The organism is Halomonas sp. ABH4_019 (assembly GCF_056159885.1).
Window position 1 is genome coordinate 392,841 of sequence record NZ_JBSWWC010000003.1, and the last position, 15,918, is coordinate 408,758.

Annotated in this window: 18 protein-coding genes; 17 read left to right on the plus strand and 1 reads right to left on the minus strand. The window is 70.7% G+C overall.

Annotated features, from left to right (window positions below; all coding sequences use genetic code 11):
- Nucleotides 1-28: 28 nt before the first annotated feature.
- Nucleotides 29-1,117 (plus strand): signal peptide peptidase SppA, encoded by a 1,089-nt coding sequence (sppA, locus tag ACXAFN_RS14165; RefSeq protein ID WP_474989554.1) that lies wholly within the window; start codon nt 29-31, stop codon nt 1,115-1,117.
- 90 nt (nt 1,118-1,207) lie between these two features.
- Here sppA and ACXAFN_RS14170 read toward each other — a convergent pair whose 3' ends face one another.
- Nucleotides 1,208-1,795 (minus strand): Maf family protein, encoded by a 588-nt coding sequence (locus ACXAFN_RS14170; RefSeq protein WP_474989556.1) that lies wholly within the window; start codon nt 1,793-1,795, stop codon nt 1,208-1,210.
- A 115-nt stretch (nt 1,796-1,910) separates the two neighbouring features.
- On the opposite strand from ACXAFN_RS14170, the gene ACXAFN_RS14175 reads away from it, so the two are divergent.
- From ACXAFN_RS14175 to ACXAFN_RS14250, 16 genes are all read left to right on the plus strand, one after another.
- Complete coding sequence (locus ACXAFN_RS14175; RefSeq protein WP_474989558.1) at nt 1,911-2,438, plus strand: YceD family protein; 528 nt, start codon at nt 1,911-1,913, stop codon at nt 2,436-2,438.
- A gap of 31 nt (nt 2,439-2,469) precedes the next feature.
- On the plus strand, nt 2,470-2,640 hold the full coding sequence (rpmF, locus tag ACXAFN_RS14180; protein ID WP_183389771.1) for a 50S ribosomal protein L32: 171 nt from the start codon (nt 2,470-2,472) through the stop codon (nt 2,638-2,640).
- Nucleotides 2,641-2,685: 45 nt separating this feature from the next.
- The gene (gene plsX / locus ACXAFN_RS14185) at nt 2,686-3,810 is read left to right on the plus strand and encodes a phosphate acyltransferase PlsX (RefSeq protein ID WP_474989560.1); all 1,125 of its coding nucleotides are present in this window, start codon (nt 2,686-2,688) and stop codon (nt 3,808-3,810) included.
- A 5-nt stretch (nt 3,811-3,815) separates the two neighbouring features.
- Nucleotides 3,816-4,784 carry an ACP S-malonyltransferase gene (gene fabD / locus ACXAFN_RS14190; protein WP_474989562.1) on the plus strand — a complete coding sequence of 323 codons (969 nt, stop codon included), beginning with the start codon at nt 3,816-3,818 and terminating at the stop codon, nt 4,782-4,784.
- A 31-nt stretch (nt 4,785-4,815) separates the two neighbouring features.
- Nucleotides 4,816-5,559, plus strand: coding sequence for a 3-oxoacyl-ACP reductase FabG (gene fabG, locus ACXAFN_RS14195; RefSeq protein ID WP_474989564.1), 744 nt, complete (start codon nt 4,816-4,818; stop codon nt 5,557-5,559).
- 126 nt (nt 5,560-5,685) lie between these two features.
- A complete protein-coding gene (acpP, locus tag ACXAFN_RS14200; protein WP_008956801.1) occupies nt 5,686-5,919 on the plus strand; it encodes an acyl carrier protein in 234 nt (77 codons plus the stop codon).
- 190 nt (nt 5,920-6,109) lie between these two features.
- Nucleotides 6,110-7,348: a beta-ketoacyl-ACP synthase II gene (fabF, locus tag ACXAFN_RS14205; RefSeq protein ID WP_474989566.1), complete on the plus strand. Its 1,239-nt coding sequence runs from the start codon at nt 6,110-6,112 to the stop codon at nt 7,346-7,348.
- Between the two features lie 41 nt (nt 7,349-7,389).
- Entirely contained in the window at nt 7,390-8,199 is an 810-nt protein-coding gene (gene pabC, locus ACXAFN_RS14210) for an aminodeoxychorismate lyase (RefSeq protein WP_474990164.1), read from the plus strand.
- A gap of 13 nt (nt 8,200-8,212) precedes the next feature.
- Entirely contained in the window at nt 8,213-9,217 is a 1,005-nt protein-coding gene (mltG, locus tag ACXAFN_RS14215; protein ID WP_474989568.1) for an endolytic transglycosylase MltG, read from the plus strand.
- Nucleotides 9,218-9,244: 27 nt separating this feature from the next.
- Nucleotides 9,245-9,895: a dTMP kinase gene (gene tmk / locus ACXAFN_RS14220; RefSeq protein WP_474989570.1), complete on the plus strand. Its 651-nt coding sequence runs from the start codon at nt 9,245-9,247 to the stop codon at nt 9,893-9,895.
- Nucleotides 9,892-10,881, plus strand: coding sequence for a DNA polymerase III subunit delta' (locus ACXAFN_RS14225; protein WP_474989572.1), 990 nt, complete (start codon nt 9,892-9,894; stop codon nt 10,879-10,881). The genes tmk and ACXAFN_RS14225 overlap by 4 nt, the downstream gene beginning before the upstream one ends.
- A 23-nt stretch (nt 10,882-10,904) precedes the next feature.
- The gene (locus ACXAFN_RS14230) at nt 10,905-11,240 is read left to right on the plus strand and encodes a PilZ domain-containing protein (RefSeq protein ID WP_474989574.1); all 336 of its coding nucleotides are present in this window, start codon (nt 10,905-10,907) and stop codon (nt 11,238-11,240) included.
- A 43-nt stretch (nt 11,241-11,283) separates the two neighbouring features.
- A complete protein-coding gene (locus ACXAFN_RS14235; protein ID WP_474989576.1) occupies nt 11,284-12,114 on the plus strand; it encodes a TatD family hydrolase in 831 nt (276 codons plus the stop codon).
- Nucleotides 12,115-12,149: 35 nt separating this feature from the next.
- Nucleotides 12,150-12,689 (plus strand): DUF1285 domain-containing protein, encoded by a 540-nt coding sequence (locus ACXAFN_RS14240; RefSeq protein ID WP_474989578.1) that lies wholly within the window; start codon nt 12,150-12,152, stop codon nt 12,687-12,689.
- Entirely contained in the window at nt 12,686-14,905 is a 2,220-nt protein-coding gene (locus ACXAFN_RS14245) for an ATP-dependent helicase (RefSeq protein WP_474989580.1), read from the plus strand. The genes ACXAFN_RS14240 and ACXAFN_RS14245 overlap by 4 nt, the downstream gene beginning before the upstream one ends.
- Nucleotides 14,902-15,726, plus strand: coding sequence for a sulfurtransferase (locus tag ACXAFN_RS14250; protein ID WP_474989582.1), 825 nt, complete (start codon nt 14,902-14,904; stop codon nt 15,724-15,726). Before ACXAFN_RS14245 ends, ACXAFN_RS14250 begins: the two co-directional genes overlap by 4 nt.
- The last annotated feature ends 192 nt before the right edge of the window (nt 15,727-15,918 follow it).

The following is a 15,918-nucleotide window of genomic DNA, read 5'->3' on the forward strand; positions in this document are numbered from 1 at the left end:
CCGGTTGCTTTACTCAGGAGAGGACGCCATGGACGACGATCGACGCGACGACTGGACCCAGGGCCCGGAGCTCGACGCCGAGCAGGCCCGGGAAGCGCGCCGTCGCCGGGCCGGCGGCCCGGAGGCGGCGGCACCAGGCGAAGGCGAGGACGCCGAGACGCTCCGCGAGCGACAGCGTCTGGCTCAGCAGGCCATGCTCGACCGCTGGATCGACGGGGTGCTCGTCGAGCAGCGCCGCTCGCGGCGCTGGAAGCTGTTCTTCCGGTTCCTGTTCGCCTTCCTGATCCTGGCCTCGCTGGCCACCACCTTCTATGGGCTCTTCCTGACGCCGGGACCGAAAGGCGCGGCCGGTCCGCATCTCGGCGTGGTGCGGGTGGAGGGGGCCATCGATCGCGAGTCCCGGGCCAGCGCCGAGCGCATCGTCGAAGGCGTCCAGCGGGCCTGGGAGGCGCCGGGGGCCGAGGCCGTGGTGCTGCGCATCGACAGCCCCGGCGGCAGTCCGGTGCAGTCCCAGCGGATCTATGACGAGCTGATGCGCCTGCGCGAGCGCGGCGACAAGCCGATCATCGCCGTGGTCGAGGACATCGGCGCCAGCGGCGCCTACTACATCGCCTCCGCCGCCGACGAGATCGTGGCCGCCCCGGCGAGCCTGGTGGGCTCGATCGGCGTCATCAACGCGAGTTTCGGCTTCGGCGAGGCCATCGAGCGCCTGGGGGTCGAGCGCCGGGTGTTCACCGCCGGCGATAACAAGGCCTTCCTCGATCCCTTCTCCGAGATCTCCCCGGCGCAGCGGGACTTCTGGCAAGAGGTCCTGGCCACCACCCATCGCCAGTTCATCGATGACGTTCGGGCGGGGCGCGGCGAACGCCTGGCCGACGATGAGCGCCTGTTCAGCGGGCTGATCTGGACCGGCGAGCAGGCCCTCGACCTGGGGCTGGTGGATGCGCTGGGCAGCATCGATACCCTGGCCCGGGAGCGCCTGGCCACCCCGCGGACCCAGGACTACACGCCGCGGCTGGATCCTTTCGATCGCCTGGCGCGACGCTTCGGGCGGGTCGCCGCCGAATGGTTCGGGCTACCGCAGGCGGCGTCTCCGCTGCGTTATCAGCTGTACTAGCCACGGGTCGCGAGCTTCGGGCTACGAGCGGCTGGCGTGGGATTGATATTCATGGTGACTGCCCGCAGCCCGCAGCCCGCAGCCCGCTGTCTAGCGCTCGCCCAGCGGATCCAGCCCGGCCTCGCGCAGCCACTGGCAGAGCCGGATCAGCGGCAGGCCGATCAGCGCGTTGGGGTCGTCGCCCTCGAGGCGCTCGAACAACGTGATGCCGAGCCCCTCCATGCGGAAGCTGCCGGCGCTGTCCAGGGGGCGCTCGCGCTCGACGTAGCGCGCGATCTCGGCCTCGCCGAGCTCGCGGAAGACCACGTCGTAGCGCTCGTGGCAGACCCGATGACGCGCGTGGCGGGTATCGATCACGGCCAGCCCGGTCAGAAAGCTCACCCGATGTCCGGAAAAGCGTGCCAGCTGGGCGCGGGCGGCGGCCTCGTCGGCGGGCTTGCCGAGCGTCTCGCCGGCGAAGACCGCCACTTGATCGGAGCCGATGATCAGGTGGTCCGGCCAGGCGTCGGCCAGGCGTTGAGCCTTGCCAAGCGACAGGCGGTGCACCAGGGCTCGAGGCGATTCTCCCGGCAGGGGCGTCTCGTCGATGTCCGGGCTTTCCCAGGCGTAGGGGATTTCCAGGCGGTCGAGCAGCTGGCGGCGAAAGCGCGAGCCCGAGGCGAGTACCAGGCGTGGCATGACAGGGTTCTCCTGAAACGATGGGGGACGGCCGAAGCCGCGAGCGACGGCCATTGTAACCCGGGAGCGAGAGGGCTTTGACAGGGGGGAGGGGAGTGCCTATCATTGCGCGCCTATGTTGACCTCACGACTCCCTGGCAGGGTCGAGCCCTACAAGCTCGCCGCGCATGCCGAACATCTCGAAGGCCTGGTGGCGCTGGGCGATCTGCCGCGGCTCGCCGAGGAAGCCGGCGAGCAGCAAGGCGACGCCCGAGTGTGGCTGGACTTCGCCATCGACGCCCAGGGGCGTCGAGAGATTCGCGGTCGCCTCGAGGCCGAGCTGCAGCTGCTGTGCCGGCGCTGCCTCTCGCCGATGCCGCAGGCGGTCGCGAGCGATTTCCTGCTGGGAATGGTCACCAGCGACGCCCTGGCGGCCGATCTGCCGAGCACCCACGAGCCGGTGCTGGTGGAAGACGAACAGCTGAACCTGCTGGCGGTGGTCGAGGACGAACTCCTCCTCAGCCTTCCCCAGGTGGTTTACCACGACGAGGCCGACTGCGCGGTCTCGCGCGACCAGCTGAGTAGTGGGGCGGGTGCCGAGGCCTCGGATGCCCCCTCCGACAATCCCTTCGAGGTGCTCAAGCGCCTCAAGGGCAAAACCTGATACCTCATCGATTCACCTGGAGTGATATCCCATGGCAGTTCAACAGAACCGCAAGACTCGTTCCAAGCGCGGCATGCGTCGCAGCCACGACGCCCTGACCGGTCAGGCGCTGTCTCAGGACAAGGAAACCGGCACCACTCACCTGCGCCACCACGTCTCTCCGGACGGCTTCTACAAGGGGCGCAAGGTCGTCGACGCCTGAGGCGACACTTCCTTTCGAGCGCCATGATGTTCGCTGACCGCTGACATGCGGATTGCCGTAGACGCCATGGGCGGGGATCTCGGTCCCCGCGCCACCGTGGCCGGCGCGGCCGGCGCCGTCATGGCCGACCCAGAGCTCGAGATCCGACTGTTCGGCCCCGCCGCCCAGCTGGAGGACGAGCTCTCGCGGCTGCCGCGGCCCCTCGCCGCGGCGTCGTCGCGTCTGAGCATCGGCGACGCCCCCGGGGTGATACGCCAGGACCAGCGACCGGCCGAGGCGCTGCGCCACGGGCATGATTCCAGCATGGCCGCCATGCTGGCGTGCCTGGCTCGCGGCGAGGCCGCCGCGGGGGTCAGTGCCGGCAATACCGGAGCGTTGATGGCGCTGTCCCGACGTGCCCTGGGGACCGTCGGCGGCGTGCCGCGCCCGGCGATCAGCACCGCCATTCCCACCGCCCGGGAAGGCCGCTGCTATCTGCTCGACCTCGGGGCCAACGTCGATGTCGAGGCCGCGCGCCTGCTCGATTTCGCGCTGATGGGCGAGGCCATGTCGCGCCACGTGGACGGCCTCGAACGACCTCGCGTGGCGTTGCTCAACGTCGGCGTCGAGGGCACCAAGGGGTCGGCCAGCGTGCAGCAGGCCGACCGGATGCTCGGCCGGCAGTCGGGCATCCACTACGTCGGTTTCGTCGAGGGCGATGGCATCTTCGCCGGCGAGGCCGATGTGGTCGTCTGCGACGGCTTCGTCGGCAACGCCGTGCTCAAGGCCAGCGAAGGGCTGGCGCGCATGCTGGTGCGTCGCGTCCAGGCGACCTTCGAGGCCCATTGGACCAGCCGCCTGGTAGGGTTGCTGGCGCGACCGGCGTTGGTGCGCCTGCGCCGCGAGCTCGATCCGGTGCGCTACAATGGCGCCAGCCTGCTGGGCCTGGATGGCATCGTCATCAAGAGCCATGGCGGCGCCGATGCCACGGGCTTTCATTTCGCCGTGGCGCGCGCGGTCCAGGAAGTGCATCACGGCTTGCCCGCTCGGCTGGCTACCGAGCTGCGTCTTCGGCGGTCCGCCGTCGACTCGGCCGTCGCCGACGACCGAGTCGACAGCGGACCCAGGGCTCACGACGCCGCCGTCACGGATACGGACGGGGTCGCGACTCGTCAACAAGAGCAAAGGTGATCGACATGACACAACCCCTTGCCCTCATCTTCCCCGGGCAGGGCTCCCAGCAGATCGGCATGCTGCGCGAGCTGGCCGAGCGCTACAGCGTGGTGCGCACGACCTTCGAGGAGGCCGCCGACGCACTGGGCTACGATCTCTGGCAGGTGGTCCAGGAGGGGCCCGCCGAAGCGCTCAACGCCACCGCCTGCACCCAGCCGGCGCTGCTCACCGCCAGCGTCGCCATCTGGCGCGTCTGGCAGGAGCTCGAGGGGCCGCGCCCCGGCACCATGGCGGGCCACAGCCTCGGCGAATACAGCGCCATGGTGTGCGCCGGGGCGCTGCCGTTCGCCGATGGCGTGCGCCTGGTCAAGCTGCGCGGCGAGGCGATGCAGGAGGCCGTGCCCATGGGGCAGGGCGCCATGGCCGCGATCCTCGGCCTGGACGACGAGACGGTCGAACAAGCCTGCGTCCAGGCGGCCGACGGCGAGGTGGTCGCCGCCGTGAACTACAATGCTCCCGGTCAGGTGGTCATCGCCGGCGGCAAGGCGGCCGTCGATCGCGCCATCGCCGCCTGTCAGGAGGCCGGTGCCAAGCGCGCCATGCCGCTGCCGGTATCGGTACCGTCCCACTGCGACCTGATGCGCCCGGCCGCTGAGCGCCTGGCCGAGGCGATGGACAAGATCGCCCTGCGCCCGCCGCGTTACACCGTGGTCCAGAACGTCGATGCCCAGGCCCATGCCGACGTCGAGACCCTGCGCACCCGTTTGATCGAGCAGCTCTATCAGCCGGTGCGCTGGACCGCCTGCATCGAGACCATGGTCGGTCAGGGCGCCGAGGTGTTCATCGAATGCGGGCCGGGCAAGGTGCTCACCGGCCTGAACAAGCGAATCGCCCGGGGCAGCCGTGGCCTGGCGGTCAACGATCCCGACAGCCTCTCGGCGGCCCTCGAGCTGGCCCGCGAGGCGGTCGACCAGTCGTCGGCCAACGGCTGACCCCCTCTCCAGGACGAGAACGGAAGAGACCATGTCAAGCGAGACCAGAGTCGCCCTGATTACCGGGGCCAGCCGCGGCATCGGCCGCGCCATCGCCCACGAGCTCGGCCGCCAGGGTCGCGTCGTGATCGGTACCGCCACCAGCGATGCCGGCGCCGAGCGCATCGACGCCGACCTCAAGGCCCAGGGCTTCGAGGGGGCGGGGCGACGCCTCGACGTCACCGACCAGGACAGCGTCGATGGCCTGGTCAAGGCCATCAACGAGGAGTTCGGCGCCCCGACCATCCTGGTCAACAATGCCGGGATTACCCGCGACAACCTGCTCATGCGCATGAAGGAAGACGAGTGGGACGCGGTCATCGACGCCAACCTCAAGTCCGTCTATCGCGTCAGCAAGGCTTGCCTGCGCGGCATGACCAAGGCCCGCTTCGGGCGCATCGTGTCGGTCAGCTCGGTGGTCGCCACCATGGGCAACCTCGGCCAGACCAACTACGCTGCCGCCAAGGCCGGCATGGAAGGCTTCACCCGGGCCCTGGCCCGCGAGGTGGCGACCCGTGCCATCACCGTCAATGCCGTGGCCCCGGGCTTCATCGCCACCGACATGACCGAGGCCCTGCCCGAGGCGCAGCGCGAGGCGTTGCTCGGCCAGATTCCCCTGGCGCGGCTCGGTCAACCCGAGGAAATCGCGGCCGCGGTGGGCTTTCTCACCGGCGAGTCGGCGGGCTATATCACCGGCGAGACATTGCATGTCAACGGCGGCATGAACATGCGCTGAAGCCGCGGCATACGGCGGTTGCGTTGACCCTGAGCGGTCTATAAACTACCCCGCAGCTTATTGGCTTGCGGATCTGAAACGGCTGGTTAGCAGTCGGCTTAACGTGAACGACTGGAGTACGTCATAATGAGCACCATCGAAGAGCGCGTGAAGAAGGTTGTGGCCGAGCGCCTGAACGTCAAGGAAGAGGACATCCAGAACTCTTCTTCTTTCACCGAAGACCTCGGCGCGGATTCCCTGGATACCGTCGAGCTGGTGATGGCGCTCGAAGAGGAATTCGACACCGAGATTCCCGACGAGGAAGCCGAGAAGATCACCACCGTTCAGGAAGCCATCGACTACGTCAACGCCCACCAGTAAGGGTGTCGGTCACCGCTTGCTGAGGTGTGTCCAGGGCAGCGAGTCCTGGTGAGAGCCGTCCTGCCGTGCAGGGCGGCTCTCGTGCTTTCTGGGGATGGCGCCGGGGCCACAGCGGACGCAGACTCGGGTATAATGCGCGCAAAGACGGCCCTACGGGGCCGTGTCACCATCTGGATCTGGAGGAAAGCTGATGGCTCGTAGAAGGGTTGTGGTGACGGGGCTCGGCCTGGTCACGCCAGTAGGGAATACCGTGGACGAGAGCTGGGCCAGCATCCTGGCCGGCAAGAGCGGTATCGCCCCCATCGAGCACTTCGATGCCAGCGGCTTCAACACGCGTTTCGGCGGGTCGGTCAAGGACTTCGACATCAGCCCCTACCTGAACCCCAAGGACGCCCGCAAGATGGACCTGTTCATCCAGTACGGGGTGGCCGCGGGGAGCCAGGCAATCAGCGACGCCGGCATCGAGTGCACCGAGGACAACGCCCACCGCATCGGGGTGGCGATCGGCTCGGGCATCGGCGGGCTGCCGATGATCGAGCACAACCACAACGCCCTGCAGAAGGGCGGCGCGCGGCGCATCTCGCCGTTCTTCGTACCGGGTTCGATCATCAACATGATCTCGGGCAACCTGGCCATCCAGCACGGCTACCGCGGGCCCAATATCGCCATCACCACCGCCTGCACCACCGGCACCCACAACATCGGCTACAGCGCGCGCACCATCGCCTACGGCGATGCCGACGTGATGGTCTGCGGCGGCGCCGAGATGGCCACCACGCCGCTGGGCCTGGGGGGGTTCTCCGCGGCGCGGGCGCTGTCGACCCGCAACGAAGACCCGGCGGGGGCCAGCCGTCCCTGGGATCGCGACCGCGACGGCTTCGTGCTGTCCGACGGCGCCGGAGTGATGGTGCTCGAGGAGTACGAGCACGCCAAGGCGCGTGGCGCGACCATCTACGCCGAGCTGACCGGCTTCGGCATGAGCGATGACGCCCACCACATGACCGCGCCGCCCGAGGACGGCAGCGGGGCGGCCCTGTCGATGGCGAACGCCATTCGCGATGCCGGCATCGAGCCCGGTGCGGTGGACTACATCAACGCCCATGGCACCTCCACCCCGGCCGGCGACCTGGCCGAGAGCCGCGCGGTGGAACGCGTGCTCGGCGAGGCCTCCCGAGACGTGGCGGTCAGCTCCACCAAGTCGATGATCGGCCACCTGCTGGGGGCCGCCGGTGCCGTCGAGGCGGTGTTCTCGGTGCTGGCGATCCGCGACCAGGTGGCGCCGCCCACGATCAACCTCGACAACCCCCAGGAAGGCTGCGTGCTGGACTACGTGCCCCATACCGCCCGGGAGATGAAGATCGACGTCAGCCTGTCGAACTCCTTCGGCTTCGGCGGCACCAACGGCACCCTGGTCTTCTCCAGGGTGTGAGCGGCTCGGCAGGCGAGGGCGGTGCCGATGCCGACCGGCTGATGCCGGGGGAAGGCGTGCCCTTCGACGACCGCGGGCTGGCCTACGGCGATGGCCTGTTCGAGACCGTGCTGGTGCGCGACGGTGCCCCGCTGCTGTGGGACGAGCACCTGGCCCGGCTGGCTCGCGGGGCCGAGGCGCTTGGCATCCCGCTTCCGGCGCGGGCGACGCTCGAGGCCCTGCCGGCCCGGGCCGGGGAGGGCCTCGCGGTGCTCAAGCTGATGCTGACCCGTGGCTCCGGCGGTCGCGGCTACCTGGCGCCCGAGGCTCCCGAGCCGCGACTGCGCTGGCATCTGGCCCCCTTCGCGCCGAACGCGTCGCGCTGGGCAGGCGGCGTGCGGGTGCGCCACTGCCGGCTGCGGCTGGGCCTCCAGCCGGCCCTGGCCGGCCTCAAGCATCTCAATCGCCTGGAGAACGTGCTGGCCCGGGCCGAGTGGTCGGCGCCGGATATCGCCGAGGGACTGCTCAGTGACGCCGAGGGGCGACTGGTCGAGGCCACCTGCATGAACCTCTTCTGGTGGCGGGACGGTGCCTGGCACACGCCCGGGCTCGACCGCTGCGGCGTGGCTGGTACCCTGCGCGAGGCGCTGCTCGCCCGCCTGGACATTCGCGTGGTGGATGCCGGCCCCGCCGTCCTGCGCGAGGCCGAGGCGGTGTGCCTGGCCAATTCCGTGCAGGGCCTGTGGCCGGTCACCCGGCTCGACGATGCCGACGGCCGCGGCCTGGCGCGCTGGGCGATCAATCGCCATCATCGCGCCCTGCAGGCCGAGGCCCACGCGCTGCTCGGCTATCCCTGTCATCCCTACGACTGAACGAGGACTTTCCATGAGGCGAGGGCTCAAGCTGCTGCCGCTGCTGGTGATCCTGGCGGCATTGACGCTGGGCGCCGGTTACCGCTACTGGCAGACCCGTCTCGAGGCGCCCCTGGCCCTCGAGGCGTCGACGCTCTTCGAGGTGCCGGCCGGCGCCGGCTTCCATCGCGTCATCGGTGAACTCGGCGAGCGCGGTATCCTGGCGGACGGCTGGGCCTTTCGGCTGATGACCCGGCTCGAGCCGGAGGCGGTGCCCGACCTGCGGCCCGGCGAATACCGGCTGACGCCGGGCATGACCGGGCGTGAGCTGCTGGGCATGCTGGACCGCCACGAGGTGGTCACCTATCCGCTGACCATTCCCGAGGGCTGGACCTTCGCCCAGATGCGCGCCGCCCTCGACGCGGCCGAGAAGCTCGAGCACCGTACCCGGGGGCTGAGCGACGCCGAGGTGATGGCGATGCTGGATCGTCAGGGCGAGCACCCCGAGGGTCGCTTCTTCCCCGACACCTACCGCTATCGCAAGGGCATCAGCGACCTGGAGATCCTGCGCCAGTCGCTCGCGCGCATGGACGAACTGCTCGCCGCGGCCTGGGCCGAGCGGGACGCCGAGCTTCCCCTGGAGACGCCCTACCAGGCGCTGATCCTGGCCTCGCTGGTGGAGCGCGAGACCGGTGCGCCGGAGGAGCGCGGACGCATCGCCGGGGTCTTCGTGCGTCGCCTGGAGCGCGGCATGCGCCTGCAGACCGATCCCACCGTGATCTACGGCATGGGCGACGACTACGACGGCAACATCACTCGGGCCGACCTGCGCGAGCCCACGCCCTACAACACCTACGTGATCGACGGCCTGCCGCCGACGCCCATCGCCCTGCCGGGACGAGCGGCCCTCGAGGCGGCGGTGCGACCCGCCGAGGGCGAGGCGCTCTACTTCGTGTCCCGGGGCGACGGCACCCATCACTTCTCGCGCTCGTTGCGCGAACATAACAACGCCGTCAATCGCTACATTCGCAATCGCTGATTCATCCACCAACCACCGGGAAGCCACATGACGAGGCGCGGACGCTTTATCACCCTGGAAGGCGGCGAGGGCGTGGGCAAGTCCACCAACCTGGCCTGGGTCGCCGAGCATCTGGAGGCGCGCGGCCTCGAGGTGGTGCGCACCCGCGAGCCGGGCGGCACGCCGCGGGCCGAGGCGATACGCGGCCTGCTGCTCGACCCCGCCGCCGATGAGCCGCTGGACGACGACGCCGAACTGCTGCTGGTGTTCGCCGCCCGTGCCCAGCACCTGGCCCGGGTGGTGCGCCCGGCGCTTGCGCGCGGTGCCTGGGTGGTCTGCGATCGCTTCACCGACGCCACCTTCGCCTACCAGGGCGGCGGCCGGGGCATCTCGGCCGAGCGCATCGCCACGCTGGAGGCCTTCGTCCAGCAGGGGTTGCAGCCCGACCTGACGCTGCTGCTCGACATGCCCATGGACGCGGCCCAACGCCGTCTCGAGGGGCGCCTCGAGCAGAATGGCGGCCAGCGCGACCGCTTCGAGCGCGAGCGCGCCGAGTTCTTCGAGGCGGTGCGTCGCGCCTACCTGGCACGCGCCGCCGAGGCCCCCGAGCGCATCGCCGTGGTCGACGCCGACCGTTCGCTGGAGGCCGTGCAGGCCGAGCTCGGCCGGCGGCTCGATGCGCACCTGGAGGCCTCATGAGCAAGTCCGTCCGGCCGCTGCCCTGGCTCGAGCCGCGTTGGCGGGAGCTGGTCGCGCTCGCCGATGCCGGTCGTCTGCCTCATGCGCTGCTGTTTTCCGGCCCCCATGGCCTGGGCAAGCCGTCGCTGGCCGAGGCGCTGATCGCCCGTACCCTGTGCCAGGCCCCGGGCGAGGTCGCCTGTGGCCGGTGCCACGCCTGCCAGATGCTGGCGTCCGGCTATCATCCGGACCTGCTGCGGGTGTCGCCGGAGGAGGGCAAGCGCCAGATCCGCATCGACGCCATTCGCGAGATCAACGGCTTCGTCTCCCAGACCGCTCAGCAGGGCGGTTATCGGGTGATCGTCATCTCGCCGGCCGAGACCATGAACGTGGCCGCCTCCAACGCCCTGCTCAAGAGCCTGGAGGAGCCCGGCGGTCGGACGCTGTTCCTGCTGCTCTCGGACATCCCCTCGCACCTGCTGCCGACCATTCGTTCGCGCTGTCAGCACTGGAGCCTGGCGGCGCCGGGCGAGGCCGACTGCCTGGACTGGCTGGCCGAACGGCTCGGCGGCGTCGAGGAGGCGCGCTTCTGGTGGCAGGCCGCCGGCGGCCTGCCGCTGCGGGCCCTCGAGCTCGCCGAGCCCGACGCCCGGGCGCTGCGCCAGCAGCTCCACGAGACCTTCGATGCCCTGGTGCGCGGCGCCGAGCCGGTGGCCGAGGCCGCGCGCCTGGACCGACAGTCCGTCGACGCCATCCTGTGGTACGGTATCGCCTGGCTCGAGGACCTGATCCGCCTGGGGCTGTCCGGCGAGGCCGCGACCCTGCGCAACCCCGACCTGCTGCCGCTGTATCGGCAGGCGGTGAAGAACGGCCGGGTCCGCGACTGGTTCCGCCTGCTGGACTATGCTCGCGAACAACGGCGACTGCTCGGCGCGGGAGGCAATCCCAACCCGCAGCTGGTGCTGGAGGCGTGGCTGGTGCGCTGGTCCGCATTGCTGCGCTCCTGATCTCTTCACGAGAGGAGCATCCCATGTCTGCCCAGAAGGCATTGTCCCTGACCATCCGGGACCTTCCCACGCTGCTGTCGGCCTACATGCCGGCGCTGGAGCGGGGCGGCATCTTCGTGCCTACCCACCAGCGTTACGAACTTGGCCAGGAGGTCTTCGTGCTGTTGACCCTGCCGGACGACCGCGAGCGGCTGCCGGTGACCGGCCAGGTAGTCTGGGTCTCGCCCGAGGGAGTCTCCGGCCGCCGGGTCCCGGGGATCGGCGTGCACTTCGGGGTCGAGGACCAGGGCGTGCGCGATCATATCGAGGACCTGCTGGCGGGCCAGCTGGACAAGGGGGCGCCGACCTATACGCTCTGATGCGCCTCGCGCCTAATTCCTTTTACTAGATGTGAACGTGCCAATGTTTGTCGATTCCCACTGCCATCTCGATCGCCTCGATCCGCGCACCCATGACGGCGATGTCGCCGCCGCCCTGGAGGCCGCCAGGGCCCGCGACGTGCGCCAGTTCCTGGCCATCGCCGTCACCCTGGAGGAGGTGCCGGGCATTGCCGCCATCGCCCGCGAGCACGACGACGTGGTGATCTCCGCCGGCGTGCATCCGCTTCATGAAGTGCCAGAAGAACCCAGCGTGGCGGCCATCAAGGAATGTGCCGAGCGCTTCGAGGCGGTGGCGATCGGAGAGACCGGCCTCGATTACCATTACGACGGCGTGCCGCGTGATGTGCAGTACGAGCGTTTCCGCCGACACCTGATCGCCGCCACCGAGCTCGAGCTGCCGGTGATCATCCATACCCGGGAGGCGCGGGAGGACACCCTGGCGCTGATCCGCGAGCACGTCGACCCATCCGTCGGGGGCGTGCTGCACTGTTTCACCGAAGACCTGGACATGGCCCGCGAGGCGGTGGCCCATGGCTTTCACATCTCGCTGTCGGGTATCGTCACCTTCCGCAATGCCGGCTCCATCCGCGAGCTGGCCCGGCGCCTGCCGCTGGATCGGCTGCTGATCGAGACCGACAGCCCTTACCTGGCGCCGGTGCCGCATCGCGGCAAACCCAACGAGCCGGCCTGGGTGGTCGAGGTCGCCCAGTGCATCGCCGCCGAACGCGGCATCAGCGTCGACGAGGTGGCCATGCAGACCACCGCCAACTTCTATCGACTGTTCCGGGCGGCGGCCCCCGAGGCGACCCCGGAAGTCCGCGAGGCGCTGGCCCGCTCGGGGCTGGTGGTCTAGCGCCACGACGGAGACCACGACGGGAGAACGCCGCCATGAACCTGGACCGCTTGCTGGACGATATCGACCCCCCGGGCGAGTTACCGCCGGTGGATCGCTGGCACCCCGAGCGCGGGGGCGAGATGGACCTGGTCATCGCCGCCGACGGGCGCTGGATCCACGAGGGCGGGGTGATTCGTCGGCCGCGGCTGGTGCGGCTGCTGTCGACCATCCTGCGCCGCGAGGCCGACGGCGAGCACTACCTGGTGACGCCCGGCGAGAAGCAGCGTATCCGGGTCGAGGATCGCGCCTTCGTGATCGTCGACGCCGACCGGGACGCTGCCGGCGACTGGTGGCTGACCACCAACGTCGGCGACCGGGTGCGGCTCGACGCGGAGCACTGCCTGACGGTCACCGCCACCCCGCGGGGCGAGGCGGTGCCCGAGGTGCCGGTGCGCTTCGGGCTGGCCGCGCGGCTGGGCCGCAACGTCTTCTATCGCCTGGTCGAGGCCGCCGAGCCGCGCGGCGATGAGCTGGGCTTGCCGAGCGGCGGCGCCTGGCAGCCCCTGGGCCGCTGGGACGACGAGGCGTCATGAGGCTGACGCCGGAACAGCAGGCCGTGGTGGAGCATCCCGCGGGCCATGCCCGGGTCGCCGCGGTGGCCGGGGCGGGCAAGACCACCACCCTGGTGGCGCGGGTACTGCACCTGCTTGAGCGCGGCATGGCGCCCGGTCGCATCCTGGTGCTGATGTTCAACCGCTCCGCCCGCGAGGACTTCCAGGCCCGGCTCGCCGCCTCGGCGCCCGCCGGCCGGGCGCTGCCCGACGTGCGCACCTTTCACTCGCTGGGCCATCGCCTCACCCAGAGCCTGACCCGCTGGGGCGTGCTGGCCTCGCGTCGACTCTTGACCGCGGACTGGCAACTGGAGCGCCTGCTGCGCCAGGCCACCCAGCAGGCGCTGGAGGCCTTCCCCGAGGCCGGCGAACGGGCGCTCGAGGCCGAGAAGCTCGAGGCCCTGGCCCACTTCTGCGGCCTGGTGAAGGCCGAGGTGGCAGAGCCCGCCGAGCTCTATGCGCGGCTCGACTTCGGCGAGGACACCGAGCACTTCGTGACGGCCTTCGAGCACGCCGAGACGCTGCTCGCCGAGCAGGGCCTGATGACCTACGCCGACCTGCTGTATCGGCCGCTCCGGGCCCTGGAGGCCGATCCCGCCCTGCGCGCCCGGGTCCAGGGGTTCCTGGACCAGGTGATCATCGACGAGTACCAGGACATCAACCCCGCCCAGCAGCGCCTGCTGGCGGTGCTGGCCGGCCGCGAGGCGGCGGTGATGGCGGTGGGCGACGCCAACCAGTGCATCTACGAATGGCGCGGCGCCCACCCCGACACCATGCTCGAGGACTTCACCGCGATCTTCGGCGCGGCCCGGGACTATCCGTTGTCCACGACCTTCCGCCACGGCCATGCCCTGGCGCTGGCCGCCAACCACGCCATCGAGGCCAATCGGCGGCGCCCGGACCAGCTGTGCCTGGCCGCCCCCGACAACCCCGACACCCGCCTGGCGGTAGGGCAGGGCAGCCAGGCGCTGCTCGACGAGCTCGCCGCCTGGCAGCGAGGAGGGCGGCCTCTCGCCGAGGCCTGCCTGATGGTGCGCAGCTGGGCGCTGTCGGTGCCGCTCCAGCTGGCGCTGCTGCGCCAGGGCATCCCCTTCCGGCTGTCGCGGGAGGATCGCTTCGTGTTCCGCCTGCCGCTGGTCGAGGCCCTGGCCGGCTATCTGATGCTGGCGCGCGACGCGAGCCTGCTGCGCGATCCCGGTCACCTGCTGGTGCTGCTGTCCCAGCCCACCCCCTTCGTGCCCCGAGAGCGCCTGGCGGCGCTGGCCGCCCGGCTCGCCGAGGGCCAGCGCTGGCCGGAGCGCCACGATCCGCTGATCGCCGCCCTCAAACCGCATCAGCGCCGCACCCTCAAGCGCCGCTGGGCCCTGCTCTGCGAGCTGCCGCACCGCGGCGGCTGGTCGCCGGCGAAGCTGCTCGAGTACGTCAGCGAGGAGGTCGAGGCCGAGAAGGTGCTCAAGCGCGCCGCGGCGCGCCGCGACAAGGGCGAGGAGGACGTGCGCCTGCTCGATGTGCTGGTGGAGCAGGCCCGTGAGGCCTCCGACCTGTCGGCCTTTATCGAGCTGCTGAGGCGCCCGGTGGAGAATCGCGACGACGGCGTGCTGATCACCACCGTGCACGGCGCCAAGGGCCTGGAGTGGCCGCTGGTGGTGCTGGGAGGCGTCAACGAAGAGGACTTCCCCCACTATACCCGCGACAACCCGCTGACCCCGCCGCGCCTCGAGGAGGAGCGGCGACTGTTCTACGTGGCGATCACCCGGGCCAGGGAACGCCTGGTGATGCTCCATGACGGCGGCGACCATCGTCCCAGCCGCTTTCTCGCCGAGACCGCCTGGCAGGACGGCCAGCGGGTGGCCGAGCGGCTGGCCGCCGGTGCCGGCAACGGGCCGGCGGTGGCTCCGGCGGCCGGCGCCGAGGCGCTGCGCGTCGCCCGCCCGGCGCTTGTGCAACGCTATCTCGAACGCCTGGGGCGGCCGCTGGCCGTCGAGGCCGCCGCGCCGGAGGCGGAGGTCGCCGAGTCGGCGGCCGACTATCGCGTCGGCCAGCGCCTGAGCCATGCGGTGTTCGGCGAAGGGGAGATCAGCGTGGTGGAGGGCGATCCGGATAACCCGGTGATCGAGGTGCGTTTCCGTCAGGCCGGTCGTCGGCGCTTGATCGCCCGGCGGGCGCCCATCGAACTGCTGGAAGGAGAACGGGCATGAGCGAGGTACTGATCGGGGCCGGCGAGCTGGCCCGGGCCCTCGGAGGAGACACGCCGCCGCTGGTGCTGGACTGTCGGGCGCGGCTCGGCGATCCAGCAGCCGGCGAGCGTCTATGGCGCGAGGGCCATGTGCCGCGCAGCCAGCACCTGGACCTGGATCGCGACCTGGCCGCGCCGCCGGGAACGGGCGGCCGCCATCCCTTGCCGGCGAAGGTCGACTTCACGGCGGCGATCCGCCGGCTGGGCGTCCACCCGGCGCGGCCGGTCGTGGTCTATGACGACAAGGGGGGACAACTGGCCGCGGCGCGGGCCTGGTGGATGCTGGCCTGCTGGGCGGGGCACCCGGACGTGCGCGTGCTCGATGGCGGCCTCGCCGGCTGGCAGGACGCCGGCGGCGAATGGCCGACGGGGCGCGAGCCGGTGCCTGCGGCGAGCGACTGGGCACCCGACTATCGCGACGGTGCCTGGGTCGGCGCCGACGAGGTGTTCTCCGCTCGGGCGCTCAAGCTGGATGCCCGGGCCCGCGACCGCTTTCGCGGCGAGGCCGAACCGGTGGACCCGGTGGCCGGCCATATCCCCGGGGCGGCGTGCCGGCCGAGCGGCGACAACCTCGACGCGCACGGGCGCTTCCTGGCGCCCGAAGCGCTGGACGCCGAGCTACCGCGCGACGAGGCGGTGATCGCCTACTGCGGTTCCGGCGTCACCGCCTGTCACGATATCCTCGCCTACGCCGTCGCCGGTCGGCCGCTGCCGCGGCTCTATGCCGGCTCGTGGAGCGAATGGATCCGCGATCCCGCCCGGCCCATCGCCACCGGCGATTGAGCCCGGGCGCCGCCCGGAGGGGTAAGCGGGAAGGGCGGCGCTTCGCGCCGGGAAGCTGGAAGAAAAAACCGCCCCGCAGGACGAGTGCCTGCGGGGCGGTTGCTTGGGGTGCCATCGGCGATAGCGGCATCGACAAGCAGCGCGAGCGATTTCGCCAGGGTGCCGTCGCGCTGCGCGCCGGGTAGCGGGAAG

Excerpts from the sequence above, each read along its gene's own strand:
- ACXAFN_RS14240 (WP_474989578.1), top strand. The coding sequence starts at position 12,150 with ATGAACCTGGACCGCTTGCTGGACGATATCGACCCCCCGGGCGAGTTA.
- acpP (WP_008956801.1), top strand. The coding sequence starts at position 5,686 with ATGAGCACCATCGAAGAGCGCGTGAAGAAGGTTGTGGCCGAGCGCCTG.
- tmk (WP_474989570.1), top strand. The coding sequence starts at position 9,245 with ATGACGAGGCGCGGACGCTTTATCACCCTGGAAGGCGGCGAGGGCGTG.
- mltG (WP_474989568.1), top strand. The coding sequence starts at position 8,213 with ATGAGGCGAGGGCTCAAGCTGCTGCCGCTGCTGGTGATCCTGGCGGCA.
- rpmF (WP_183389771.1), top strand. The coding sequence starts at position 2,470 with ATGGCAGTTCAACAGAACCGCAAGACTCGTTCCAAGCGCGGCATGCGT.
- ACXAFN_RS14170 (WP_474989556.1), bottom strand. The coding sequence starts at position 1,795 with ATGCCACGCCTGGTACTCGCCTCGGGCTCGCGCTTTCGCCGCCAGCTG.
- fabG (WP_474989564.1), top strand. The coding sequence starts at position 4,816 with ATGTCAAGCGAGACCAGAGTCGCCCTGATTACCGGGGCCAGCCGCGGC.
- pabC (WP_474990164.1), top strand. The coding sequence starts at position 7,390 with ATGCCGGGGGAAGGCGTGCCCTTCGACGACCGCGGGCTGGCCTACGGC.
- fabF (WP_474989566.1), top strand. The coding sequence starts at position 6,110 with ATGGCTCGTAGAAGGGTTGTGGTGACGGGGCTCGGCCTGGTCACGCCA.
- ACXAFN_RS14230 (WP_474989574.1), top strand. The coding sequence starts at position 10,905 with ATGTCTGCCCAGAAGGCATTGTCCCTGACCATCCGGGACCTTCCCACG.
- ACXAFN_RS14235 (WP_474989576.1), top strand. The coding sequence starts at position 11,284 with ATGTTTGTCGATTCCCACTGCCATCTCGATCGCCTCGATCCGCGCACC.
- plsX (WP_474989560.1), top strand. The coding sequence starts at position 2,686 with ATGCGGATTGCCGTAGACGCCATGGGCGGGGATCTCGGTCCCCGCGCC.
- sppA (WP_474989554.1), top strand. The coding sequence starts at position 29 with ATGGACGACGATCGACGCGACGACTGGACCCAGGGCCCGGAGCTCGAC.
- fabD (WP_474989562.1), top strand. The coding sequence starts at position 3,816 with ATGACACAACCCCTTGCCCTCATCTTCCCCGGGCAGGGCTCCCAGCAG.
- ACXAFN_RS14175 (WP_474989558.1), top strand. The coding sequence starts at position 1,911 with ATGTTGACCTCACGACTCCCTGGCAGGGTCGAGCCCTACAAGCTCGCC.
- ACXAFN_RS14245 (WP_474989580.1), top strand. The coding sequence starts at position 12,686 with ATGAGGCTGACGCCGGAACAGCAGGCCGTGGTGGAGCATCCCGCGGGC.
- ACXAFN_RS14250 (WP_474989582.1), top strand. The coding sequence starts at position 14,902 with ATGAGCGAGGTACTGATCGGGGCCGGCGAGCTGGCCCGGGCCCTCGGA.
- ACXAFN_RS14225 (WP_474989572.1), top strand. The coding sequence starts at position 9,892 with ATGAGCAAGTCCGTCCGGCCGCTGCCCTGGCTCGAGCCGCGTTGGCGG.